The following is a 25,820-nucleotide window of genomic DNA, read 5'->3' on the forward strand; positions in this document are numbered from 1 at the left end:
CTTTTATAAATATAAGTAAGTTTATCTTAACAACATCTATTATAAAGACTGCACTTAACACTACTGCGAATACAACTGACAGTAACGTTAATAATACTGATAATGAACTGTTGACTCTACTATAGCTAACCAATTAAAGAGACTGACTATGTTAACTTACAAAGCCCCTTTACGTGATATTAAATTTTTGATTAATGATGTTTTTGACTTTCAAACCCATTATAAAGATTTAGATAACGGCGACAATGCTGACCCTGAAACGGTTGATATGATTTTGCAAGGTATCGCTGACTTTGCCGAAAACGTTCTTGCCCCTATCTATCAGCCTGCAGATGAGGAGGGCTGTCATTTTGATAATGGCGTGGTGACGACGCCAAAAGGCTTTAAAGAAGCTTATAAGCAATTTGTAGATGGCGGCTGGCAAGGTATCTCGTATCCAGAAGAATACGGCGGTATGAACTTACCGATGTCACTGAACCTAATCAAGTCTGAGATGATCGGTACGGCGAACTGGCCGTGGTCAATGTATCCAGGCCTATCGACTGGCTGTATTAATACCTTAATGCAATACGGTACCGATGAGCAAAAAGAAACTTACTTACATAAATTAGTCGAAGGGTCGTGGGCAGGTACCATGTGTCTGACTGAGCCCCAATGTGGTACCGACTTAGGTCAAGTTAAGTCAAAAGCCATTCCGCAAAACGACGATAGCTATAAGCTTAGCGGTACCAAAATATTTATCTCAAGTGGCGAGCATGACCTAACTGAAAACATTATCCATATTGTACTAGCGCGCCTACCAGATGCACCACAAGGCACACGCGGTATCTCATTATTTATCGTACCGAAATTCTTGCCAAATGCGAAAGGCGAAATTGGCGAGCGTAATGGTGTCTCTTGCGGCTCTATTGAGCACAAAATGGGCATCAGCTCATCAGCAACTTGTGTCCTGAACTTTGATGAAGCGATTGGTTACCTAATTGGCGAGCCGAACAAAGGTCTCAAAGCGATGTTCACCTTTATGAATACCGCTCGTATCGGTACTGGTATCGAAGGTCTGGCGCATACTGAATTGTCATTCCAAAACGCACTACCGTATGCTAAAGATCGTCGTTCTATGCGGGCGCTATCAGGTACTAAAGACCCTGAAAAAGTAGCAGATGCGATCATTCATCATGCCGACGTACGCCGCATGTTACTCACCCAAAAAGCCTTTGCTGAAGGCGGTCGCTCCATGATTTATCATGCAGCGCGTTATGCTGACAAGATGTCTCAAGGCGTTGCCAATGGCGATGATGCTGAGTTTGAAAAATGGGATGATAAACTAGGGTTTTACACCCCAATTCTAAAAGGCTTCTTAACCGAATTAGGCATTGAAGCGGCTAAACATGGTCAGCAAATTTATGGTGGTCACGGCTATATTAAAGAATGGGGTATGGAACTCATCGCTCGTGATGCCCGTATTGCTACTCTGTATGAAGGTACTACTGGTATCCAAGCCCTTGATTTATTAGGTCGTAAAGTTATCTTGCAGTCTAAAGGTAAAATCATCCGCGACTATACTTCTAGCATCATGAAATGGTGTAGCGAATATGCGCTTGATAAAGACATGCGTAAATTTGTTTGGGCATTAACCAAACTATGTGCCGAATGGAATACCTTGACTGTGCGCTTGATGCTAATGGCACGTAAAGACCGCGAAATAATCTCAGCGGCATCTGATGACTTCTTAATGTACTCAGGCTACGTGATGATGGGCTACCACTGGGCGCGTATGGCGGCAGTGGCCTATGACAAGCTGGAAAATGGCGGCACCGAAGCACCAGAGTTTTATACGGCTAAAATCCAAACTGCAGAATTCTACTTTGATAAAATATTGCCACGTACCTCAGGCCATGCCGAAGGTATGGTTGCGCCAAGTGAGAGCATGACGGCAATGGCTATCGAAAACTTTGCCTTTTTAGACTAAGATTAAGTCTAATTTGAAGTTTTAATATAAAAAAGCGCCTAGTTATTAATAAACTGGGCGCTTTTTTTGTTTTAAATAAATTTCTTGTCTGAAATACAAAGTAATAAAGGCCTTACTGAAACTAGCAATCATCTTGCCTATACTTAAAATAACTATTATCTTTAATAGGCGGTCTTTTTATAGGTGTTCATCATATTGCAATTATTTGTTAAATCTCTGATATCGGCTGGTGCTATTATTAGTCTGATGCTAACTACTGGCGCACAAGCCAGTGCCAATAACAGTCATTCTGTCCACCCTACAGAGCAACCGATTCGCTTTGCTAAAGGCCAAGTCAGTACTAGTATCAGCGGTAAACTTAGCCCCAAACAACACGAGCGCTGGTATCAGTTTAGCGCAGCAAGTGGACAATATACAGTCATTAATATCACACCTCTTTCAGGTACTCCTGAGACCGCTAATGTTGGCGTATTGCATATGCCAAACGGGTCGCAAGATGGCACTAAAGGCGGTATTATCTATCAAGGCTGTCTGCCAGTTTCTGGTAACTATCGTTTGCGTATCGCCCGTAACCTAATGGCGACTCACGATAAAACGGCAGGCTATACCGTCGAGGTTATTATCCTACCGAAATATGCCAGTCGATCGCTGTGTGAGTAAATACAAGTGAAATGAATACGCAATAGGGAGAATAAGAAACCTAACTATCAAGGATTTTCTTTTGATAGACAGCACTAATTTCTTCTACTTCGACGCATATTTGTAGTGCCGCTCGTCCTGACTGCGCAGCGCCAAGCTTGTCCTCTATGGTAGTGACCAATAGCTCAGCCAATTGATTGCGCACGCTACTATCACGGCCCGCCATTAATTTTAGATGGACATAAATAAAACCATGCTCTTGCTCATCATCTTCGACTCCGACTAAAAATGTCGTTACCGGCAGCATACGCGCTTTAATATCAGTCGGTTTGCCAAAATGACCACTAGCCCAAAGCGCTGTATTAAGCACTTTTAGTAAAGATTCAGCGTGAGGAATACTGACATTAGGCGTGGCTTGGATGGTTAAATGTGGCATGGGTGACGTCCTTGTAGTATGTGTAATATATAGTTATGCATTCAAAGTCAAAACTTAAAGTGTTCGGGTAACCATAATCAATTCGATTTATGAGCTCTTGGTTGTTATCTCCGGCCTATCACTTATTAGCTATTATCTATTAACAGTGACAATCTCAGCAAAGCGCGCATTTAAGGTCTTAGCCAGTTGCTGCGGAGACAGTTCAATCTCAAGCCCGCGACGACCAGCACTGACATAAATAGTGGGCTGGTCTTGCGCTGAGCTATCAATAACGGTTATTAAGCGCTTCTTTTGTCCTAGTGGACTGACCCCGCCCAGTACATAACCCGTACTACGTTCGACTTCCTTTGGGACTGCCATTATTACCTTTTTACTGGCCAATGATTTGGCCATACTTTTAAGATTTAATGTCGTAGCGACAGGCACAATGGCCACCGCTAGCGTGCCCGTTTCAGTTGCGACCACCAAAGTTTTGAAGACTTGCGTGGCGTCAACGCCAAGCTTTTCAGCCGCTTCTAAACCATACGAGGCTGCGCTATTATCATGAGTATATTCGTGCAACTGATAATCGAGATTGAGTTGCTGAGCAAGGTTAATGGCAGGCGTCATAAGCATTCACGTTGAGTAATTAATAATAAAAATGGTGTTCAGTTATCTTACGCAAAAATTTTGCTCATTTAAACAGGCGATAGGTTAACCTGATATATATTAAATAGAGATACGCGTACCATATATCGCTTTGTCTGCTTTTATGGCATCATAAGCGTATTATATTTTACAAAGTTTGACTTTTGATTATGATACCAAAGTTCTTAAAAAAGCGAATTTTTAAAGCGCCAGTCGTCAATGATGCCACTGATACGACTCAGACCTCTGACCGCAATAAAGTGGCAACCACCACTTATACCAAAGCACCGATTAGTCAGCTTTATCGCAAGATATCAGGGCAAGTGCTGGATGTGGCGGTCAAGCCCAAACTATTAGGCGAGCTACCAGAATTTGATGTTGACGATCAAATGCTGACCTGTTATGTGCTACAAGATTATTCACGCTCCAATAGTATTTTGATTGATCTACAAACCCAAGAGTATAAATTGCCACCTGCTCTAGTTGGGGTAAAAGATAGCATCCATCATATCGATGAGAACGCGTCAATTATATTTTTGCATCATCCAAAGGCCAAAGACCACCAGCTGTCACCGCGTCTATCACGTCTGGTTGCCGCCTCCCTGCAATATCCAGATCTGCAAATAAGACTCGTGCCAGTATCTATCCTCTGGGGCCGTGCGCCTGAAAAAGAGGATTCTTTATTTAAATTATTGATGACCGATAACTGGGAAGACCCCAGTATCACTAAGCAGTTATTTAATATTGGGGTGATGGGCCGTGACACCTTTGTACAGTTCCATCCCGCGCAAAATTTGCGCACCATTATTCATGATAGCCTACACGATGGCTTAGAGGAACCGGAAGAGACAGAACAGTCATTAGATTTTGCTAATAGCGCTATGACATCTGACTCCGAAGACAGTGTTGATGCTGATAATGCTGTTACTGATAATAAAGACAACCGCCATGTCTTAGTTCCAGTCGCCGATGCCAATCGTGAGCTGGTACGGTCGTTGCAACAACAGCTAAATGTTTACCTTGATAAACAGCGTGCCAGCATGCTCGGACCTGATTTGTCAGACAGACGTAACTTAGTAGATAAGCTCGTTTACTCGCCAGCCATCAAGCATGCAGTAGAGAGCGAAGCCACTGCGACTGGCATTACCGAGCGTGAGGCACGAAGTGTCGCTAAGGGCTATGCTAATGAGATGGTCAATGACTACTCCTACCCTATTATTCGTATCTTTGATCGGTTTTTAACTTGGTTATGGACGCAGCTCTATGATGGTGTCGAAGTCCATCACTTTGAGCGCGTACGCGAGCTGGCGATGGACTATGAAATTATTTATGTCCCTTGTCATCGTAGCCATGTCGATTATCTCCTACTGTCCTACGTTATTTATAAGCGCGGCTTAAGTATTCCTTATGTTGCCGCTGGTGATAACTTGGATGTGCCAGTATTGGGCCCATTTTTACGCGGTGCAGTCGCTTTCTTTATCCGTCGTAGCTTTCGCGGTAACGCCCTTTATACGGCCGTATTGCGTGAGTATATGCACTCCCTTATCACCCGAAAGACGCCGATTGAATACTTTATTGAAGGGGGCCGTTCACGCTCAGGGCGTTTGCTACCACCAAAGATGGGGATGATAGCGATGACTGTGCACAGCCAGTTGCGCCAAACCAATAAGCCTGTAGTATTTATTCCAACTTATATTGGTTATGAGCGCATCATGGAGGGTGGCACTTATGTTGGTGAGCTCAAAGGAAAGCCCAAGGAGTCAGAATCGTTATTAGGGCTGCTTAAAGTTAGCCGGAAGATTGAGCGCATCTTTGGTAATGTGCATTTGAGTTTTGGTACGCCGCTACATCTTAGCGACTTTATGCAAAAATTTGATGTGCCTGCCGATAGCCTACCTGCGGATCGCACCGATACGCCACTTGATGACAAAGCCAGCGCTATGGTGGATAATATCGGCATAAAAATTATGCAGAATATTAATAAAGCGGCAGTGGTCAATCCCGTATCGCTATTATCATTAGTGCTACTGTCAGCGCCAAAAGCGGCCCTTGATGAGGACATTTGCCGCGAGCAAATCGCCCTTTACCAAAGTATTGCGCGCCAGATGCCTTATTCTGAGGACACGGTCATCACCGATATGAGTCCGCAGCATATTATCGATTATGGTATCAAGCTTAAACTTATCGAACGTATACCGCATATTTTGGGCGACATTATCCAAGTTGCCGAAAAACAAGCCGCGCTGCTCAGCTATTTCCGTAATAATATCTTGCATGTATTTATTCTACTGTCCTTCTTAGCAGCATTAGTGGCGCGCAACGGTCGCATCAAACGCAGTCGCCTCGATGGTATCGTATCGCAGCTGTATCCGTTCTTACAAAGTGAGCTATTTTTACATTATCCAGCGCATGGCTTGACAGAAACCCTCAATCTCAAGATTGAAAACATGCTGTCTCATGGTCTTATTGTGGAATTAGACGATGATGTACTCAGCGTACCGGACGCCAATAGCAGTCATTATCAGCAGTTAGAAGTATTGGCGACGCCCGTTGGCCAAAGCCTCGAGCGTTACTTTATGACCTTAGCTTTACTTGCTCAACAAGGCTCAGGTAACTTAACGGCAGATGAAGTCGTCGACTTATGCCATTTGCTCGGACAGCGTCTGTCTGTATTGTACGCCGATGATATCCCAGATTTCTTCGACCGATCTTTATTCCTCAGTTTCGTGAATGCGCTTTTACGCCTCGATTATCTGCAAAAAAATGAGGAGACTGGCGTATTGACCTTTGATAAGCGGATTGATGATATCGCTCATCATGCCAAATATGTGCTCAGTCCTGATATGATGCAAATTTTGCAACAAGTATCAAGTCTAGATGAGGAAGCAATCATTCATGCTATCACCGAGATTAGCGATAAAAAGCAGCGTAAATTTGGCCGTAAGCGTTAGTTAGAAATAACTTAAAGTTGGCCAAATAAAAATAGCTGCACAATAAAAAAAGACCTCTAATGAATTAGAGGTCTTTTTTTGCATTAAAACAAACCATAGTTTGTTTTTAGTTAATAATTTAACTACTAATTTTCTTATACTTCATGCGTTTAGGACCCGCATTATCACCCAGAGTCTTTTTGCGATAAGTCTCAAACTCAGAGTAGTTACCATCAAACCAGATTGGGCCTTCTTCTTCAAATGCTAAGATATGAGTGGCAATACGGTCAAGGAACCAGCGATCATGCGACACCACCATTACCGTGCCAGGGAAGACTTGAATCGCATCTTCTAGGGCACGTAAGGTCTCAATGTCCAAATCGTTCGATGGCTCATCAAGGAGTAGTACGTTCGCGCCCTGCTTAAGCGTCTTCGCTAACTGTAGACGGTTACGCTCACCACCAGACAGTTGACCGACACGTTTTTGTTGGTCTGAGCCTTTAAAGTTAAAGCGACCGATATAAGCACGGCTTGGGGTGGTATATTCACCAACGGTAATGATATCAAGGCCGTCGGAAACTTCTTCCCAAACGGTTTTGTCATCATCTAAGTTATCGCGAACCTGACCGACATAAGCCACACTGACGCTTTCGCCCAAATCGACTGAACCGGTATCTGGGGTATCACGCTCGGTAATCATGTTAAATAGCGTGGTTTTACCCGCACCATTTGGACCGATAATACCGACGATAGCACCCGCTGGCACGTTAAAGCTGAGATCTTCATACAGTAAACGGTCGCCAAATGATTTGGAGATACCATTCACTTCGATGACTTTATTACCGAGACGAGGGCCGGGTGGAATATAAATCTCAGCAGTCTCGTTACGCTTTTGGAACTCTTGTGAGTTGAGCTCTTCAAAGCGCTGAACGCGAGATTTAGATTTGACTTGTTGGCCTTTTTTATTTTTACGAATCCACTCTAGCTCTTTTTTCAGCGCTTTAGCAAACGATTCTTCTTGCTTATTCTGCTGCTCTAAACGAGTATTCTTTTGTTCGAGCCACTCAGTATAGTTGCCTTCATAAGGATAGCCATGACCACGGTCAAGCTCCAAAATCCACTGGGCGACATTGTCTAAGAAATAACGGTCATGGGTAATGGCAACGATAGTACCGCTATAGTTTTGCAAGAACTGCTCAAGCCACGCAACGGACTCAGCGTCCAAATGGTTGGTTGGCTCGTCAAGTAATAGCATATCAGGGCGTGATAGTAACAAACGGCATAATGCCACACGGCGTTTTTCACCACCGGATAATTTGCTTACATCCGCATCCCATGGTGGCAGGCGCAAGGCATCAGCCGCTTTTTCTAACTGCGAGCTTAAGTTGTGCGCATCCCAAGTTTGTATGATGTTTTCCATCTTGCCTTGTTCTTCAGCGAGCTTATCAAAGTCCGCATCAGGGTCCGCATATTCGCCGTAGATTTCGTCCAGACGCGAAAGTGCATCTAAGGCTTCGCGCATGCCATCTTCGACGTTACCACGTACGTCTTTGCTGTCATCTAACTGCGGCTCTTGCGGTAGATAACCGATTTTAGTACCGGTTTGCGCGCGTGCCTCCCCATTAAATTCAGTGTCCACGCCGGCCATGATGCGTAGTAAGGTTGATTTACCCGAACCATTGATACCCAATACGCCGATTTTGGCACCTGGGTAAAAGGATATATTGATATTTTTTAAAATCTCGCGCTTAGGCGGAACAAGTTTTGACACGTTGTTCATCGTGTAGATATATTGAGCCATTAACACTCCGATAGACTACATAGAAGAGGTCAGCAAATGTTACTCAGCGCTAATGCTAAGAGAGCTGCGCCTCAAAATCAGGGGTACAAATTGTCTGCCATTATCGCATTGTAGCGCATGCCCTGCAAGCTGACAGGCTTTTTCCCACTTTGTTTAACGCCTTTTGCATAAAAGCGCTAAACAAAGCCACTATTTAATATCGCGATACCCACATCTCAATATAACTATATGCTCAGCTGATAAACTTAGGTGAGTTGGCCGCCACAAAAAATTGCAGCAAACCTTTCGCAAAGTTAAGTAATAGTCGTTAAGATATAATTAAGAGCAGTGTGGTTCAAAGCCCTATTTAGATAAAAGTAGTTTAAATAAAGGCTATCATAAAAGGCAATTATTAAGCATTAAGACTAACATTAAAGAAATCAGATATGAGGTATTGTGCCTATGGCCAGTGGCTATCGCCCTGAAATTATCCAACGCGCGTTTGTTGACTTTATCGGCTCGCGCTTGCATCCGTTTTGGTCATTGACCACCCCGAAGCTGCGTCTGCTTGCAAGGGTTGCACTCAGTGAAGACTTAATAACGCTACAGTTTGAGACCAATCGCGCCTTTAAACAGCAAGTATTTAGCTTAAACGGTGGTTGGGAAGGCGGTCAGCATATTAATCTAAGCGTTCCTATCAATGGCATTTATCATCAACGCAGTTACTCGTTAGTAGGGTTACCGCAGCAACCGCTGTGGTGGAACGATGCTGATAATGACAACCATACTAGCAAACAGCAACGCCATACCATTACGATTGCCATTAAGCCGCAGGGGTTAGTTTCTGATTACTTAACCAAACTTGCCCCGATTGGGACTATATTCGATAGTGGTGTCCCGAGTGGCGACTTTACCTTAGCACAAAAGTTAAATGAAACAACACGACTTCATCGACGGCCTGATAAACAGCCGGTACTATTATTTATAGCCGGTGGAAGTGGCATCACTCCAATGCTAGGGCTAATAAAACAGGCGCTACAGGCTGAGCGGGAAGTCACTTTATTACATTATAATCGGACACCCCTTCTAACAACTTATTGGCAAAAGTTAGCTATGAATTACCCGGCTTTTGCTTATCATCTCATCAACACCGATGATCCCAGTACTTACTTAGCAGACACACGGCATTTAAGTGCGCAAAGTTTATTGGCATTAGACTTACCCTTAGCCGATACCCAGATATTTGCTTGCGGTTCACAAACGTTTTTAGCACAGCTACATCGTGTTACCGCTGAGATAGTTCTGACAAATGATCATTCTTTACGTGATAATATCATTGTAGAGCGCTTTAGCACGGCTTTGCCTGAGATGAATAGAGATGGCAAAGATGAAATAGAAGACACTGAATCACAAACTGTTTATTTACGGTCGCGCCAACGGCAATTTATTACTAGCACTACTTTACTGTTAGGCGCTGAGCAAGCAGATATGCGCCTATCTTATGGTTGCCGTCAAGGTATCTGTCAATTGTGCCGCTGCAATAAAATTAGCGGCGTGGTCAAAAACATCCAAACCGGCAAAATAAGCGGCAATGGTACAGAGTCTATTCAGACTTGTATCAACGTGCCGATGACTGATGTGGTGCTCGATATTTAGCAGCACATTTGCAATCAGCAATCACAGCCTTATCTATTCTGTATTTATTAGCTATTATGTACGTAAGTTAGCTAAACTGACCCAAAAACAGCGCTCAGTACCATACGTAAATAGACTAACCCTACCCTATATTGTATGCTAAAACTATTCGACTTATTAAACCGACCCTGTATTTTCAACACTATATTTCCAGAGACATGTTTTCTAAATCAGAAACATGACCTGTAAATCTATAGAGGCTCAGTTAAGGATTACTTATGCGCATGTTACCGCCAATATCCAACGGCCACTCTGCTGTACCCATATTAACTGCATTAACCGATGCGCAGTTGGCGGCAGCTGATCGCTTAGTATTGACAGCGCCGATTGCTGCTCATACAGCGTCTAGTGACTACCAGAATAGCAGCAATCAAACCGGTAACCAAACTCAACCTATTCGCTATCCTACCTTGACCGGTGCGCCATTAGCGAAATCCCAGACCGAAGCGCTAGCGGATGAGCTAGGTGCCTTATATAAAAGTGTGATGGACTCGTTAGGGGCTGATGATGCGCGCTATATTGAGCGCGTTTATAATACCGTGGTCTATAGTGAGCTTGTCGCCCGGGGTCTGCTAGCAGTAGCGGGACGCCTGTCATCAAAACGCAGCCAATTGAGCGTTTGGCTACTAGGTACTGCCATATTGAGCTTTAGCAAAATATTAAACAATATGGAGCTTGGCCATAACGTCATGCACGGGCAATATGATTGGATGCAACATCCGCATCTAAATAGCCAAAAGTTTGACTGGGATATCGTTTGTCCTGCACCTTTATGGCAGCATTCACACAACTACTTGCATCATACCTTTACCAATATCGTTGGCCGTGACCATGATGTTGGCTATCATTTAATTCGAGTTACCGATGAGCAAGCGTGGATACCAGGCGATCGCTATAATCCACTCAAAACTATTATTCTGGCACTCGGCTTTGAGTGGGCCGTGGCATTTCATGATATCCAAATCTGTGTCGATGAATATGCGGATACCCCAGAATTGCATGAGACTCTGCAGCAAAAATCACGTGCTTTATTTGCCAAAATTGGTCGTCAAGTGGGCAAGGATTATGTCGCCCTGCCTGCGATTGCCGGATTGGCATTGGGTCGCCGTAGTGCGATTACGACGCTAAGCGGTAATATCACGGCCAATATCGCTCGCAACTTATGGACGTGGGCCGTTATATTTTGTGGTCACCTCACTGAGCAGGCGCACATTTATACCCATCTCGATGATAATGAGAGCAAAGGTGATTGGTACGTGCGTCAGATTCTGGGTTCTAGTAACATCCAAGGCAGTAAATTATTTCATATTTTAACGGGTAATCTATCGCATCAAATTGAACACCATATCTTTCCTGATATGCCCGCTCACCGCTATGCCAGCATTGCCCCGCAAGTTCAGGCCATATGCCAAAAATATAACATAGCCTATAATACCGGACATTTCGGTACTCAGTTTCGGCAAGTACTGACGCGTATTCAACATTTTAGCAAACCCAGTGCCGATGAATGGAATGCCTACCAGCAATCATTATTAACGTCTGACGCTGATGGCGTGATAGATGCTGAGAAGATTGCTAAAAAAGAACAACGTACAACAACAGCAGGGCATGGTCTTAGTAAATATATTCCAGAAGTGGTGCGTCACTCTTGGTTTTATGCGTGGAAAGTCAAATAAAAATAGCAGTAACATTTCGCCTATCTACTCTTACCATCAGTCACTGGTAACCTCATCAGCATACGCTCATAATGGTGTAATATTATATGCAGTTAATATTGTCATATAAACAAATGGACAAATATAATAGATAAATGGACAAAATTTATAATAAAAAAGGAGTTCTCTTATGAGTACAGCAAGTTCTCAAAAAAACCTAGACATTACCCATAATGAATCAGCCAAACGTTTTGAAACCACTATTGATGAGCAAACGGGCTATATCAGCTATCAAGAACGTGGCGATACGCTAGTCTATGACCATACTATTGTTCCGCAGTCGTTAGGGGGTCGCGGTGTTGGTTCAGCATTGGTTAAGCATGCATTAGACTATGCACACGAACATAACAAAAAAGTCGTGCCTCAGTGTTCGTTTGTGTCTTCATATATTAATAGGCACCCTGACTATCAAGATTTGATATAGTCGAACCTGAACGAATCCGTCTGTTGATTGCAGTTGGAGCCAGTGTCTTCTTAATATAGTGCGCTAAATATCAGTTTATGCTTGACAATATTTGGCTTACCATACAAACATTATTCATTGAACAAAAGTAACATTTAGACTGTCTACTCTCAACACTGGTAATCTTAATGACAACCGTACAAAATGGTTAAATACAGAATACAATAATGGTGCACGATTAAAAACTTAATAAATATAACACCTCATAATAAAAAGGAGTTCTTTTATGAACACACAAAATTCGCAAAAAAACTTAGACATCACCCATAACGAGCAAGACAACCGTTTTGAAACGACTGTTGATGGACAAACAGGCTACGTCAGTTATCAAGATCGCGGTGACACCTTAGTCTATGACCACACTGAAGTGCCACAAGCATTGGAAGGCCAAGGTGTTGGCTCAGCCTTGATTAAGCATGCACTAGATTATGCGCGCGAACATGACAAAAAGGTCGTACCACAATGTCCATTTGTAGCTTCTTATATTGATAAGCACCCTGATTATCAGGATCTGATATAGTCAAACCCGAATAAATCCGCTACAGCGTCATCCTTATCCTTGTATCGAAATTATTCGAAATGGATTATATGACCAAGTCATTATAGAATATGAATAACACTTAAAATAAAAACGCCACATTTATCAATCGCAATGCGACCATTTTCCACTAAAAACCTAAGTAGACCTACCCGCCTATTTGCCTGACACCTCTGCTCATATATCTCTAACCAAATATATGGCAAGATATAAGGTATAGGTGGGTTTTTTGGCCTATAGTATTTGTGTAAGACGTACTAATAATCATATAAAATCTCAGTCACCCCTTCTTAAAACTTAAGCAAATTTCCCCCGATAACATATACAATAACAAAGGATATTCCTATGAGTAGTTTATCTGATCAACAAATTGATTTACAGCTAGAAGCGCTGGCAGGCTGGGAACGCGATGGTAGCAGTATCGTCAAAACCTATCACTTTAGCGACTTTATTGAGGCTATCAGCTTTATGACTCAGGCGGCATTTCATGCCGAAGCACTCGAGCATCACCCTGAATGGCGCAACACTTATAACGTGGTGGAGGTACGCCTAACGACTCATGATACGGGCGGTATTACCAGTCACGATATTCGTTTGGCAAAACGGATGGAGCATATCATCCAGCCCAAGCGTTTATAATTTAGACCCATTTAGCACGCATTTATTCGGCTTTGAAAATAGACTTAAGCTTTAAGTATAAAAAAGTCCTCAATCGAGGACTTTTTTATACTGATTAAATTAGATAGCTAACTTATTACATCTTACGACCAACAAAGGCCACGATAAATAGGATAACAGCAACGACTAGGAAGATATAAGCTAGGTTAGAAGATAAACCAGCGACTCCACCAAAACCTAGTAGACTTGCGAGTAATGCGATAACGGCAAAAATGATAGCCCAACGAAACATAATTATTCTCCTCAGATAAACGATATTGGTACTTATTGTTGATACTTATTTTTTAAACACTTTTGATTTTATACTTACTGCATATGTGAGTAGATTAGCAACATTTAAACGCAATATACGTGCACTTTGGTTATTATCACGCTAAGTTGTGTAACCTTTGTAGTAGTCTTACCTTATTTAGAGCACATTTGAGTTATTTAAAATTTTTTACTTGGCTTTTGACTGCATATGTGTCCATATTGCTTCCGTTTACTTAATTTAAATCACTATGAACAAAAAATCTGCTATAAATATACTCAATATATCGCAATTTTTTTATTTCTCGGCAAAACGTTTGAGTAAAATTATTAGCAATTCATTCTTATCAGTAAAATATCAAGGACAATAATTATGGATAACAATACCGATAATATAGAAAAAAATACCGATAACTCCGAACGACCTTATGCGATTGTTTTATATGGTGCTACCAGCTTTGTTGGACAAATTACTGCCCATTATCTGGCACAATTTTTATCAAACTCAAAGTCTAAAGACGACTCTGACTCTGATTCGAAAGAAAAAGCCCCGCAAACAGTTGCATGGGCGATTGCTGGACGTGATGAAGACAAGCTAAAAAAACTACAAGCTGAGCTTAATGAGGCTCAGAAAGATAATAAATCGAATACCACAGTCGATATCATTATTGCCGATAGCAACGATGATGACAGTCTTGATGCCATGACTAAGCAAACCAAGGTCGTTATTTCAACCGTTGGCCCTTACCTTAAATACGGTGAGCCACTGATTAAATCCTGTGCCAACCACGGTACCGACTATGTGGACCTTACTGGTGAAGCGATTTTCATTAAAGATATGATGGATAAGTACCAAGATGCCGCACAAAAAAGTGGCGCACGCATCGTTAACTCTTGCGGCTTTGATTCTATTCCCTCAGACTTAGGGGTTTATTTCACCCAGCAGCAAGCTGAAGCAAAGTTTGATAAATCCTGCGAAGTCATTAATATGCGCGTGAAAGCGGCCAAAGGTGGCTTGTCCGGCGGTACCATCGCTTCGATGGCCACTATCTTTGCAGAAGTAGGTCAAGATAAGGCGCGTCGTCGCCAACTAGCTAACCCATACCTGCTTAATGATGATGAAAATGTCCCTGATATACGCCAAGATAATGTCAACAAACCAGAATACGATACCGAACATGACCGCTGGCTGGCACCTTTTGTGATGGCCAGTATTAATACCCGCATCGTCCATCGCAGTAATCAGCTACTCGATTACGAATATGGTCGCGACTTTAAATATGACGAAGCGATGTGGATGAAAGATGGGGTTAAAGGCCAGCTGATGAGTGTCGGCATGAGTGTTGGGCTGTTAGGTTTCGCCACTGCTATGAGCTTTAAGCGCAGCCGTGAATTCCTCTCTCAGCATGTTTTACCTAAATCAGGCTCTGGCCCGTCTAAGTCTGAGCAAGAAAACGGCTTTTTTGATATTCGCTTCTTTGGTAAGACTTCCAAACAAGACATTATCAATACCAAGGTCACCAGTGATAAAGATCCCGGCTACGGCAGCACTTCACGCATGTTGGCACAATCAGCGTTGTGTTTAGCACAAGACATTGCTAAAAATGACGTTGGTGGTGGCTTTTGGACGCCGGCATCTGCCATGGGTGATCAGTTATTAACCCGACTTGAAACCTATGCTGGTATTCGCTTTGAAGTAATTGTTAATAAAAGCTAATACAGTTTTGCTATCAGCTGATAACTGACTTTTATTAACTAAAGCCTATTACCTACAGTTAACTAAATCACTGCGTCTTTAAATAAGGACAAGGTTATGACCGCATTCTAATATTAGGATGCGGTTTTTTGCTATTCAAATTAAGGCATCTGGATTTAATAAAATTAACTTATTAACTCGAGCGTTTGAAATATTAGGGATAGAATGTTAATAAATATTAACATTGTATGTATTCAGTAAATAATATTACAGGTTTACTAGTTTTTTATACATTATGATACATATTCTTAGCTTAATGACACAGCCATACTAGACCAGCTCGCGTAACCTTATTAAGGTAAACGTATAAGATTATTAATGACAATTACGAGGAAACTATTATGAAATTGAACATATTAACCGCAGCGATTCTAACTTCTGGTTTAGCTATGTTTGCCAGTTCTGCTAATGCTGGTATGAAAACCGATGGTCATGGTAACGTGGGCTATGATAGCTATGATGAGTGTGTTGCTGCGGTTAAAGATGGCTCTGCCAAATTCTATACCCCTTACACTTACCAAAAGCCAATGCGCCGTGCTGGGGAAGCCTCTATCAAAAAAATGCGGTTATCGGAAGTTATGATTCCACAGAATGTGGTAAGTAGCAATAATCTAGGCACTGCTGATTATGCAGCGGGCGCTTGTGATTTAGGTGTCGGTCAATCAAATGGTCGTTATGGGGTGTCAGGAGCACTTGTTGGTAAATACGTTCCTATCGCCGCTGATATGCCTGTTAACGTCTACATGGACAAGAGCGGCAACCCTACCCGCCTAAGCATGCAGCAGTGTGATAACCATTTCGGTGATAAGTTTCCAACTCCCGTAGTTAGCGAAGTTAAGGCGACTGAGGAAGCAGAAGCGCCGGAAGCACAAATCGCTATCGCTGAAGAACGTAGTGTAGAGCCGGTTATAGTAGAAACCAAACGTGTTATCCGTCCTGCTAAATATCGTGTTAAAGAAGTGATTGTTGCTCCTGAAGACCAAGTGAGACGCGTTAATACCTCTACTGGTACCGCTGTAGCCGTAGAGTCTGGTACAAATCGTAGAATCGTTGTTGGTCAAGAAGCAGGTGATGACATTATTAACAATACCGAAGTCGATCAGGATGTTCCAGTAATCCGCGTACCTGCTAACGAAGTGCAAAGACGCCTTGTGGATCCAAATACTGGTGAATACGTGATTGTTGAATAAGCTTTAACAATAAACGCGTGGACAGTACAATTTAATATTACGAAGGTTGGATATATAAAAAGTAATACCTTCATGCCGTCGTAACAACACGAATACAGGAATTGCACAATGTCACACCAGAACATTGAACCGTTAGACTATTAATCTACGTACTACTGGATCATTAAGGTTATAGTTGCTAGTCTTATGCCTAAAGATTATGACTAATTTAGATTAGCTTATAAGACTTTTAGTTCGAATCGATCATGATAATCACTAGAGTGGTTATCATGATTTTATTTTATATATTTAAAATTATAAATAGATTCGTATTGTAGAAAATAACGTTAAATTGTTTATTGAGTTTAAGAGCGTTTTAAACTGACAATCCAAATCTGTAAATCAAGGAATTAATTAATGCAAAAACGTACTTTACCTCTATCGCTACTCATTGGCGCCGCCCTTACTATTCCAAGTTTAGCAATGGCAGCACCTGCTAATAATAACAATATTACACCAGTGGATATGCCTACTGCGACTGCTGAAAATACGCTCGAGACTGAAGAAAGTACGGATAGTGAGCTACGGTCAACCCAACCTGGTTCGTTTGAGATTAGTGAAACTCAAACTATTTCAGGTGCGCGCATTAATAATGATAATAACAAAGAAGGTTTGGCTACTGAAATAGAAACGATGCAAGCCCCAAAAGAAGCTGTACAAACTCCAGAAGAGACTCTAGGAGATCCACAAGAAGCTGTACAACAGGCTCCACAAGAAGCCGTACAAACCCCCAGAACTGCGACGCAACCGCAATCATTAGCTAGATAAATTGGCATCGCTAATTACTAGCGATTATTAGTGGGATTGACACTAATAGTTTAAAATCTGTCGACAAGCTCATTAAAGTCAACCTTCAATGCTATAAGCAAAAAGAAAAAGTTATCATGGTGGGTTACTAGCCACGCCAATCTATTCATAATGAGACACCTCTTAAATGAAGATTCTAAACTAAAAAAAGGCAGCCCAATGGCTGCCTTTTTTTATTACTCATTATGAACGAGTTATTCAAACACTACTACCTGCCATCGAAGTATTACTTCTTACCTTTAGACACGCCTGCTTCTTTTAATAACGCTCCAAGAGTACCGATTTTAATAGGTGCTTCTGATTTGGTGGCCTTCGGCGTTTTACTACCAGTATTACTAGGCGCGCCTGCGTTACCTTTATCACCTTTATTGTCATTTCTGTCAGAGCGCTTACCACGCGGTGCAGAACGGCGCTTATCATCAGCTGCCGGACGATTGCTACGTGGACGGCTGGCTTTATCATCGCCGCTATCATTACTTGTTGCAGCAGATTTATTGGCGGCGCGAGTAGGTTTTGCGACTTCTGGCTTCATACTAAAGCCAATGCGGCCACGCGACTCATCGATAGCAATGACGCGGACGGAGATAATATCACCCGGTTTGACGCGGTTCATAGGATCTGCGACGAAGTCATTGGCCATCTGCGAGATATGTACCAAGCCATCTTGATGAACGCCAACATCAACGAAGCAACCAAAGGCAGTCACGTTAGTAACCACGCCCTCTAAGGTCATGCCTTCAGTCAAATCCTTAATGCTATTGACGTCATCACGGAAGTTAGCTGTTTTAAACTCAGGACGCGGGTCGCGAGCAGGTTTTGCCAGCTCCTCAATAATAGCTTTAACACTGATATTGTCATCATTGGCAGTGACAGTAGTAATATCGATGCTATTAAGAACCCCATCATTACCTAATACGTCGCTTAAATCTTTGCCGGTTTGCGCTAATAAGCTATCAACCAATGCATAGCTTTCTGGATGCACACCGGTGGCATCGAGCGGATTGCCACCATCATGTACCCGCAGAAAACCTGCGGCTTGCTCAAAGGTTTTGACCCCTAAGCGCGGCACATCTTTAAGCGCTTCACGGCTAGCAAAAGCGCCATGTTCTTTACGGTAGGTAACGATTTGCTGGGCAACGTTGCGATTAAGACCTGCAATGTGTGCCAAGATCGCAGGACTGGCGGTATTAACATCAACACCGACCGCATTCACACTATCTTGAGTGACCTTATCAAGACTGTCTGCCAATTGCGTTTGGTTCACATCATGCTGATATTGACCAACACCGATCGCTTTTGGATCAACCTTGACCAGCTCTGATAAGGGATCTTGGAGACGGCGGGCAATAGATACCGCTCCGCGTACAGAGACGTCCATATTGGCAAGCTCGTCACTGGCAAGCTCACTGGCTGAATAGACCGAAGCCCCAGATTCATTAACGATAACGGCTTTGGCTTGTAGCTTATCATTAGCAGCCAAAATCTCTTTAACCATCGCATCGGTTTCGCGGCTAGCAGTACCATTACCAATAGCGACTAAATCGACGTTATAAGTGCTTAGCAGCTTATCGATAACCGTTTTGGCCTCGCTCATTTTATTATCAGGAGCAAATGGATAGACAGTAGCGATAACTGGCTTGTCAGCGTCATCAAGCATGACATGACCTTGCGCATCGATAATGGCCATTTTAACGCCATGACGGATACCAGGATCAACGCCCAAGATAACTTTACGGCCTGCAGGCGCTGACATTAATAGGTGCTGTAAGTTATTAGCAAACACCTCAATGGCATCCGCTTCTGCAGTCAGACGTTTTTCAGTTAATAGACGATGTTCGATGTGTGGACGCCATTTGTCTTTCCAAAGACTCGTTGCTGCCTCAGCTAAAAACTCGCGACGCGCATCAGGTGCTTTGGCATCAATATCGAAATGCTTGACGATTTTTTCGACAAATGGTGCATCTTCGCCTTCGATTTTTAGACCGAGGACGTTTTCTTGACGACCGCGTAGCATGGCTAATAAGCGGTGATTAGGCAAACGTGCGAGACTTTCGCTATGTTCAAAGTAGTCTTTGAACTTCTCGCCTACTTCGCGCTTCTCATCACTAGCAACGCTTGATACGATATTTGCAGTTTTTGCAAAACCGTTACGCAAGTTATCTAATAAATCTAATGCTTGGGTCCAATCATCGACGATGATGGCTTGCACGCCAGCAAGTTGCTTGTCTATATCGCTGAAATCGACTTCAACCTCATTACCGCTATCGTCAGAGATGCTGGTAGGAACTTGATAGCCCGCCAGCGCATCTGTTGGGGTAATCTCCGTCGTCAAGAGTAATTGAGCTGCCGTATCAAGGCCAGCCGCGCGTGCTTTAGCAGCTGGTGAGCGGCGACGCGGACGGTACGGCAGATAGATGTCCTCTAACTCAAGCTTAGAAGTCGCATTATCGATACGCACTTGCAGCTCATCCGTTAGATTGCCCTGAGTACTGAGCAACTCTACAATTTTGAGCCGGCGGGTTGCCATATCGCGCTCATAGTTGAGCGACTTCTCAAGTGCGCGTAATTGCGCATCATCGAGGTTCTGGGTTTTCTCTTTGCGATAACGCGCAATAAAGGGCACAGTCGCGCCATCATCGTAGAGTTTGACAAATGCGTTGACTTGAGCAGACTTAATGCCAAGCGCGCGAGCAAGTTTGTCGTGAATATTCGCGTGTGTGGTTGCGTCCAAGCCCTGTGCTTTTGTTGGGGCTTGAGAAGACGTTTGGGTTTCAGTGCTACTCATATCCGTATCAATCGTTGAGAAATGTAGCTTGGCATTATAGCAAAAGCGGCATGAATAAAAATTCTTTTTATATTTTCGTTACTTATCATCATTTTTATCACACAAATCCCTATATATTATCAGGTCATAGACCTTATTAAACAAACGCATACAGCATTTATGCACACGAGTGATGCAATTGTCAATGCAATCTTATACACTAAAGCGGTAAACATATAAACGTTGACCAATAATCAGTGGTTACACAAAAGTTGTGATTACTCTACCACTCTGACAATAGTTAATAAACTAACCATTATACTTTTCCCACAATAATTTTTCTGACAACAGTTTTTTTGAAAAAAATAACGTTCATTAAGGGAATTTTGCATGACTGATAATAAAAGCTCCGATAAGATGACTCAGCGTATTTTAGTGGTCGATGATGACGCACGCTTGCGCTCTTTGTTACAACGCTTCCTAGAAGATGACGGCTTTGTGGTACGCACGGCTCATGATGGCAGTCAGATGGATAAATTGATGCAGCGAGAGTTGTTTTCCTTAATAGTATTAGATTTGATGCTACCGGGTGAAGATGGTATCTCTATCTGTAAGCGTTTGCGTGAAGATAATAGCGATATTCCTATTATTATGCTGACTGCAAAAGGCGGTGATGCTGATCGTATTGCCGGTTTAGAGGCTGGAGCGGATGATTACTTACCTAAGCCTTTTAATCCCAAAGAATTATTAGCGCGCATCAAAGCAGTACTACGCCGACAGAACCGTGAGCTGCCCGGTGCGCCAAGCTTCCAGTTAGAAGTGGTTGAATTTGGGCCATGGACGCTTGATTTGTCCACTCGCACGCTTAAACGTGATGGTAGTGTAGTAACACTAACCACGGGTGAATTTTCGGTGCTTAAAGCGCTGGTACAACATCCGCGTGAACCATTGACCCGAGATAAGCTCATGAACCTTGCTCGTGGTCGCGAGTGGGGTGCAATGGAGCGCTCAATCGATGTGCAAGTGTCGCGTCTACGTCGCTTGATTGAAGACAATCCGTCACAAGCGCGCTATATCCAAACCGTATGGGGTGTGGGTTATGTGTTTGTCCCTGACGCCGACGAAGCAGAAACAGTTGCTGCTGCTGAAACGACTGACTAATTTTTAATTTAGTGCTTTATGACAATGCCCCCTAGCATCCAAAACATACCTTGTACTCTCGTGACAGGGTATATTTTGGATGCTGGTAAGGCTAACCTCATTAATCAGCTGCTCGCTACGAAACCTGTTGATGCACGTTAGCCATTATTAATTAATGTGTTTGGGCGCATTGGTATCGCACTAATCCTTTAAAAACACTATCAAATGAAGCTGGTAGCATAATCAAAACAAAAAAAAGCCAACACGGAATCGCAATGTTAGCTTTTTTATTGATTTTTAAGCTTTATTGGTTTTAAACTTAATCAGTTAGCGTAACTGACTGTCCTTACTACCACGGCGATTAAACAACTCAGCCGCTTTGGCGTCTTGCTCAAGCTCAACCTGACAACCAATGCAATGCTGAACACCAGGTACAGCTACCCGCCGCGCCTCTGGTATAGCTTCACCACATTCATCACAAAACTCTGCGCTGTCGCCTTTCGGTAGCGCGCTCCGCACTCGATCCAAGGCATCATTAACCGTGGCATCCATCTGTTCGTGTTCTGCCCCATCTCTTGACCATCCACCTGCCATAATCTTATCCTTTGTTGTAATTGCTTATTATTGATAACTGCTCATTTTTAATAGCATAAAACGCTTTAAGAACAGATAGATGGGGCTAAACTAGACTCGTTTCAATATATAAGCCTGCACAAAAATCATTAGAAACAGACTATTTACATTAAATCCTTCAAGCTAAATTAGCATTCTACAGCTAATCTTTTGGTTGTAGCGCGACCACTTGACCACGCACATTAATACTGGCATCACTCATAAGGTAGACATAGCCTGCCATAATGTCCTCTGGAGTTTTGAGGGACATTGGGTTTTCACCTGGAAAAGCATGAGCGCGCATATTGGTACGCGTGCCACCAGGATTAATACAGTTAAAACGCAGATTGGTCGTATTGCGAGTCTCTTGGGTAAAGATGTCACTCATGCCTTCAACGGCCTGTTTCGATATGGCATAAGCACCCCAAAACGCGCGGGGATGGGTACCAACGGTGCTTGAGGTAAAGACAATAGAGCCGTTCGTAGCGTCTTTAAGTAAAGGCAGTAATGCTTGGGTCAGCATAAAGGTGGCGTTACAGTTTACCTTCATAACTTTGGCGAAAATATCGACATCGTACATCTCAAGCGGCGTCAGCTCACCAAGCAAGCCCGCGTTGTGCAGGATGCCATCAAGTTGCCCGACTTCTTTATCAATCAGATTTTCTAATTGCTGCATCTCAGCATAAGTGGCAAACTCTAAATCCATCGGTAGTACCGCTGGCTGCTTGCCACCCATACTCTCGATCTCATCATAAACCTGTTCAAGCTTGCTGCTGGTACGACCTAATAACAACACAGTGGCACCGTAACGTGCATAGGTTAAGGCAGCTGTACGCCCAATACCAGAACCTGCACCAGTAACCAAGATAGTCTTGCCCTCCAAGCAACTCTCCGCTGCTACAAAACTGCGGATATCATCATGGGATAAGGCTTGATTAGCGTCTAGTTTAATATTTTCATTAGCATTGTCACTCATGGGTTTACTCACTACTTATCGTTTGAAAAATGTCGTTTAATAGAAACTATTTAAGCAAATGTCGTTTATAGATATTCAAACTTACCAGAAGACAATAACAGCTGATTCAACTGTTGCGGGGTGTTAGTAATATAATCTGCACCCCACTTTTTTAAATTATTTTGGTCTTCAGGAGGTATATAACCATAAGCGGCTAAAATCGTTGGCATTCCAGCGGCTCTACCCGCTTCAATATCGCGTACATGGTCGCCCACATAAAGCACACTACCTGCTGCACCGCGCGAAATACCCAGCTTCTCTAACGCCAAATACATAGGCTCTGCATCTGGTTTCTTCCGCGAGACATCTTCAGGGCAGACCAATACTTCATAACGCTCATCTAGCTGCATAATCTTGAGCAGTTGCTCCGCAAGATAACGCGGCTTATTGGTAACAATCCCCCAGGGTACACCTCGACTCTCAAAAGTGGTCAACACTTCTTCAAGCTCAGGGAATACGCAGCTATTCACACAGATCTCTGCCGCATAATCATCCAAAAATTGTTGCCGAAATGTCAGTAAATCCTCTTCGCTGACTTCTGATTGTCCATTGTGGTGCAGCATAAGTTGCACCATCGCTGAGGCTCCAGCAGATACTTGCTCACGAATATCTGCTTCAGGCGGCGCTTGCCAGTTGTTCTCGCTGCTCATTTTGCCAATAATGCGCACAAAATCAGCAGCGGTATCAATTAAAGTGCCGTCAAGATCAAATAATACTGCTTTTACAAACTTGGACATGATAGATGCTCTTATTGTTATTACAAATTACGTTAAACTATAGTAAAGTCGAAATAGCGGGCTAACTATAGTGGCCTTTGTACAGCCAACATATAATTAACATCGACATTCTGTGCCAGCCAGTAGCGTTTGGTCAGCGGATTATAATGGAGCCCAATGATATCTTGGCGGGCAAATCCAGCATTCTGTGCCATTTTATCGAGCTCAGCGGGGGTGATGAATTTAGCATAGTCGTGGGTGCCGCGATCAAGCAAGCGCAGCACATATTCGGCACCAATAATAGCAAAGAGATAGGATTTAGGACTGCGGTTAATAGTAGACAGCACGCAAACGCCGCCTGGCGCTAGCAGCTCAAAACAAGCATCTACAATGGCGCTAGGGTCAGGGACATGCTCCAGCATTTCCATACAGGTCACCACATCGAACTGACCACTATGGGTCGCTGCAAAGGTTTCGACGGGGATATGCTGATAGCGTAAAGTTTGGGAAAGGCCGCTTTGCTCTGCATGGACACTGGCTGCTTTTAGGTTCTCAGCTCCTAAATCAATTCCGGTCACATCAGCGCCGCGCCGCGCCATAGATTCGGCCAAGATACCGCCGCCGCATCCGACGTCGAGGATTTTTTTGCCCGTCAATCCCGTTTCCGCCGTTTTATCAGTGTCTATGCCTTGATAGCCACGTTTGACGTTTTGCTCTATCCAGTTCAGACGTAACGGGTTGATTTGGTGCAAAGTTGCAAATGCACCGGTATTATCCCACCATTCATGCGCCAGCTTATTAAACTTATCAACTTCACTTGGATCAACGTTGGTTGCGGTATTCATAGCACTTTCCTCTATTGTCAGTATATCTTTATTGTCATTATATTATATAGTGTACGTAGTCATACGCTTAATGTTAGCATGAGAGCAGCCGCTTTGTCGTCAGCACATCGTGACCGATTGTGAATAGTATTATTGGACAATTAATCATCATCCAAAGGTAAACGATGCGATTAACTGATCGTACTATATTAATGTGTTATAGGTTATCAACTCGTCATCAGCTGGGTTATTAGCCAGTACAGCGGTTGCTAAAGACCAGCAAGATCTCTTAAATAATGCCTCACAGCTTTACAACCATTGGTTAAGAATGCAGTTCACAAATACCGTCATTTTACGTTATTATAGATAAACTTCGGCAGGCTAACTGCGCTATTTTTTACTACCTTCAAAGCCTAAACTTCAAAATCTAAAAAGTCTTCAGTATTCACTTCTCAAGGAAACAGTATGAAACGTGTCATCGCATTGACTGGTCTGGCTTGCGCCATTGGACTTTCTAACATGGGCGCACAGGCCGCCAACTATGTCGCCGGAAAAGATTATCGCGTGGTCGATAACCCAGAAAATATTAGCGGTAATGCTATTATTGTCCGCGAGTTCTTTTGGTATGGTTGCCCGCATTGCTACACGCTTAATCCGCATATGGAAAAATGGGCAAAAACCAAAGACAAAGACGTGGCATTCTTCAAAACGCCAGCTGCATTGAATCCTGTTTGGGAAGCCAGCGCCCGTGGTTTTTATGCCGCGCAACTATTAGGCTATGAAGATAAAACCCATGATGCATTATTTGAAGCAGTGCATAAAGATGGTAAGCAGTTATTTGATCAAGCGTCACTAAGCAAATGGTATGCGACCAAAGGCATTGACCAAAAGAAATTCAACAGCCTATATAACTCGTTTGCAGTCGGTACTAAGATTGGACGCTCACAGACAGGTGCTAAGCGTTATCAGCTCTCGGGCGTGCCAGCAGTCGTCGTACAAGGTAAATATGTCGTAACCGGTGAAGGCGCTCAAGTAACTAAAGTTGTTGATTATTTGGTTGATAAAGCACGGGCTGAGAAAAAATAGCCGTTTATAGTCTATATATAACTTACTTATATATAGCTAAGTTATATATATTAGCGCTGTTTATGATTAACGCACCTTAATTAACAAGCCGTTATTGATAGACCTTTATTAATAGACAGTTATTAGCGACATAAAAAAGCCAATCATTAGCG

The 25,820-nt window shown here is 43.0% G+C and carries 22 protein-coding genes; 13 read left to right on the plus strand and 9 right to left on the minus strand.

Annotated features, from left to right (window positions below):
* The first annotated feature begins 148 nt into the window (after positions 1 to 148).
* Both JMY06_RS00555 and JMY06_RS00560 read left to right on the plus strand, forming a co-directional pair.
* Positions 149 to 1,969: an acyl-CoA dehydrogenase C-terminal domain-containing protein gene (locus JMY06_RS00555; protein WP_201615524.1), complete on the plus strand. Its 1,821-nt coding sequence runs from the start codon at positions 149 to 151 to the stop codon at positions 1,967 to 1,969.
* A 195-nt stretch (positions 1,970 to 2,164) separates the two neighbouring features.
* Complete coding sequence (locus tag JMY06_RS00560; RefSeq protein WP_227672091.1) at positions 2,165 to 2,629, plus strand: hypothetical protein; 465 nt, start codon at positions 2,165 to 2,167, stop codon at positions 2,627 to 2,629.
* A 40-nt stretch (positions 2,630 to 2,669) separates the two neighbouring features.
* On the opposite strand, the gene JMY06_RS00565 is transcribed toward JMY06_RS00560, so the two are convergent.
* Together JMY06_RS00565 and ybaK are read right to left on the minus strand one after the other, a co-directional pair.
* Positions 2,670 to 3,044, minus strand: coding sequence for a 5-carboxymethyl-2-hydroxymuconate Delta-isomerase (locus JMY06_RS00565; RefSeq protein ID WP_201526243.1), 375 nt, complete (start codon positions 3,042 to 3,044; stop codon positions 2,670 to 2,672).
* Between the two features lie 132 nt (positions 3,045 to 3,176).
* A complete protein-coding gene (gene ybaK, locus JMY06_RS00570) occupies positions 3,177 to 3,653 on the minus strand; it encodes a Cys-tRNA(Pro) deacylase (RefSeq protein ID WP_201615525.1) in 477 nt (158 codons plus the stop codon).
* Between the two features lie 188 nt (positions 3,654 to 3,841).
* On the opposite strand from ybaK, the gene plsB reads away from it, so the two are divergent.
* On the plus strand, positions 3,842 to 6,622 hold the full coding sequence (gene plsB / locus JMY06_RS00575) for a glycerol-3-phosphate 1-O-acyltransferase PlsB (protein ID WP_201615631.1): 2,781 nt from the start codon (positions 3,842 to 3,844) through the stop codon (positions 6,620 to 6,622).
* Between the two features lie 118 nt (positions 6,623 to 6,740).
* Here plsB and ettA read toward each other — a convergent pair whose 3' ends face one another.
* Positions 6,741 to 8,402: an energy-dependent translational throttle protein EttA gene (ettA, locus tag JMY06_RS00580; protein WP_201615526.1), complete on the minus strand. Its 1,662-nt coding sequence runs from the start codon at positions 8,400 to 8,402 to the stop codon at positions 6,741 to 6,743.
* 441 nt (positions 8,403 to 8,843) lie between these two features.
* Between ettA and JMY06_RS00585 the strand changes: the two genes are divergently transcribed.
* The 5 genes from JMY06_RS00585 to JMY06_RS00605 all read left to right on the plus strand — a co-directional run bounded on the left by JMY06_RS00585 (position 8,844) and on the right by JMY06_RS00605 (position 13,431).
* The gene (locus tag JMY06_RS00585; RefSeq protein WP_201615632.1) at positions 8,844 to 10,037 is read left to right on the plus strand and encodes a flavin reductase family protein; all 1,194 of its coding nucleotides are present in this window, start codon (positions 8,844 to 8,846) and stop codon (positions 10,035 to 10,037) included.
* 257 nt (positions 10,038 to 10,294) lie between these two features.
* Positions 10,295 to 11,752, plus strand: a complete 1,458-nt coding sequence (locus tag JMY06_RS00590) for a fatty acid desaturase family protein (protein WP_227672092.1) — start codon at positions 10,295 to 10,297, stop codon at positions 11,750 to 11,752.
* Positions 11,753 to 11,921: 169 nt separating this feature from the next.
* Positions 11,922 to 12,215, plus strand: coding sequence for a GNAT family N-acetyltransferase (locus JMY06_RS00595; protein ID WP_201526226.1), 294 nt, complete (start codon positions 11,922 to 11,924; stop codon positions 12,213 to 12,215).
* 265 nt (positions 12,216 to 12,480) lie between these two features.
* Complete coding sequence (locus JMY06_RS00600) at positions 12,481 to 12,774, plus strand: GNAT family N-acetyltransferase (RefSeq protein WP_201615527.1); 294 nt, start codon at positions 12,481 to 12,483, stop codon at positions 12,772 to 12,774.
* Positions 12,775 to 13,137: 363 nt separating this feature from the next.
* The gene (locus JMY06_RS00605; protein WP_201526222.1) at positions 13,138 to 13,431 is read left to right on the plus strand and encodes a 4a-hydroxytetrahydrobiopterin dehydratase; all 294 of its coding nucleotides are present in this window, start codon (positions 13,138 to 13,140) and stop codon (positions 13,429 to 13,431) included.
* 115 nt (positions 13,432 to 13,546) lie between these two features.
* Here the strand turns inward: JMY06_RS00605 and JMY06_RS00610 are convergent, their stop codons facing one another.
* Entirely contained in the window at positions 13,547 to 13,702 is a 156-nt protein-coding gene (locus JMY06_RS00610; RefSeq protein ID WP_201526219.1) for a DUF1328 domain-containing protein, read from the minus strand.
* Positions 13,703 to 14,092: 390 nt separating this feature from the next.
* Between JMY06_RS00610 and JMY06_RS00615 the strand changes: the two genes are divergently transcribed.
* The 3 genes from JMY06_RS00615 to JMY06_RS00625 all read left to right on the plus strand — a co-directional run bounded on the left by JMY06_RS00615 (position 14,093) and on the right by JMY06_RS00625 (position 17,472).
* Positions 14,093 to 15,436: a saccharopine dehydrogenase family protein gene (locus tag JMY06_RS00615; RefSeq protein WP_201615528.1), complete on the plus strand. Its 1,344-nt coding sequence runs from the start codon at positions 14,093 to 14,095 to the stop codon at positions 15,434 to 15,436.
* Positions 15,437 to 15,816: 380 nt separating this feature from the next.
* Positions 15,817 to 16,665 (plus strand): hypothetical protein, encoded by an 849-nt coding sequence (locus tag JMY06_RS00620; protein ID WP_201615529.1) that lies wholly within the window; start codon positions 15,817 to 15,819, stop codon positions 16,663 to 16,665.
* Between the two features lie 396 nt (positions 16,666 to 17,061).
* Complete coding sequence (locus JMY06_RS00625; protein WP_201615530.1) at positions 17,062 to 17,472, plus strand: hypothetical protein; 411 nt, start codon at positions 17,062 to 17,064, stop codon at positions 17,470 to 17,472.
* Between the two features lie 265 nt (positions 17,473 to 17,737).
* On the opposite strand, the gene JMY06_RS00630 is transcribed toward JMY06_RS00625, so the two are convergent.
* Entirely contained in the window at positions 17,738 to 20,296 is a 2,559-nt protein-coding gene (locus JMY06_RS00630) for a Tex family protein (RefSeq protein ID WP_201615531.1), read from the minus strand.
* Between the two features lie 369 nt (positions 20,297 to 20,665).
* On the opposite strand from JMY06_RS00630, the gene ompR reads away from it, so the two are divergent.
* Positions 20,666 to 21,436 (plus strand): two-component system response regulator OmpR, encoded by a 771-nt coding sequence (gene ompR / locus JMY06_RS00635; RefSeq protein WP_227672093.1) that lies wholly within the window; start codon positions 20,666 to 20,668, stop codon positions 21,434 to 21,436.
* 306 nt (positions 21,437 to 21,742) lie between these two features.
* Here ompR and JMY06_RS00640 read toward each other — a convergent pair whose 3' ends face one another.
* The 4 genes from JMY06_RS00640 to ubiG form a co-directional block, all read right to left on the minus strand.
* On the minus strand, positions 21,743 to 22,009 hold the full coding sequence (locus JMY06_RS00640) for a DksA/TraR family C4-type zinc finger protein (RefSeq protein WP_201526208.1): 267 nt from the start codon (positions 22,007 to 22,009) through the stop codon (positions 21,743 to 21,745).
* Between the two features lie 181 nt (positions 22,010 to 22,190).
* Positions 22,191 to 23,003, minus strand: a complete 813-nt coding sequence (locus JMY06_RS00645; protein WP_201615532.1) for a YciK family oxidoreductase — start codon at positions 23,001 to 23,003, stop codon at positions 22,191 to 22,193.
* A 65-nt stretch (positions 23,004 to 23,068) separates the two neighbouring features.
* On the minus strand, positions 23,069 to 23,779 hold the full coding sequence (locus tag JMY06_RS00650) for an HAD family hydrolase (RefSeq protein ID WP_201526204.1): 711 nt from the start codon (positions 23,777 to 23,779) through the stop codon (positions 23,069 to 23,071).
* Positions 23,780 to 23,844: 65 nt separating this feature from the next.
* A complete protein-coding gene (gene ubiG, locus JMY06_RS00655) occupies positions 23,845 to 24,603 on the minus strand; it encodes a bifunctional 2-polyprenyl-6-hydroxyphenol methylase/3-demethylubiquinol 3-O-methyltransferase UbiG (RefSeq protein ID WP_201526202.1) in 759 nt (252 codons plus the stop codon).
* A gap of 444 nt (positions 24,604 to 25,047) precedes the next feature.
* Between ubiG and JMY06_RS00660 the strand changes: the two genes are divergently transcribed.
* Positions 25,048 to 25,668: a thiol:disulfide interchange protein DsbA/DsbL gene (locus tag JMY06_RS00660; RefSeq protein WP_201615533.1), complete on the plus strand. Its 621-nt coding sequence runs from the start codon at positions 25,048 to 25,050 to the stop codon at positions 25,666 to 25,668.
* The last annotated feature ends 152 nt before the right edge of the window (positions 25,669 to 25,820 follow it).

This window comes from Psychrobacter urativorans (assembly GCF_904846675.1).
GTDB classification, from domain to species: Bacteria; Pseudomonadota; Gammaproteobacteria; order Pseudomonadales; family Moraxellaceae; genus Psychrobacter; species Psychrobacter urativorans_B.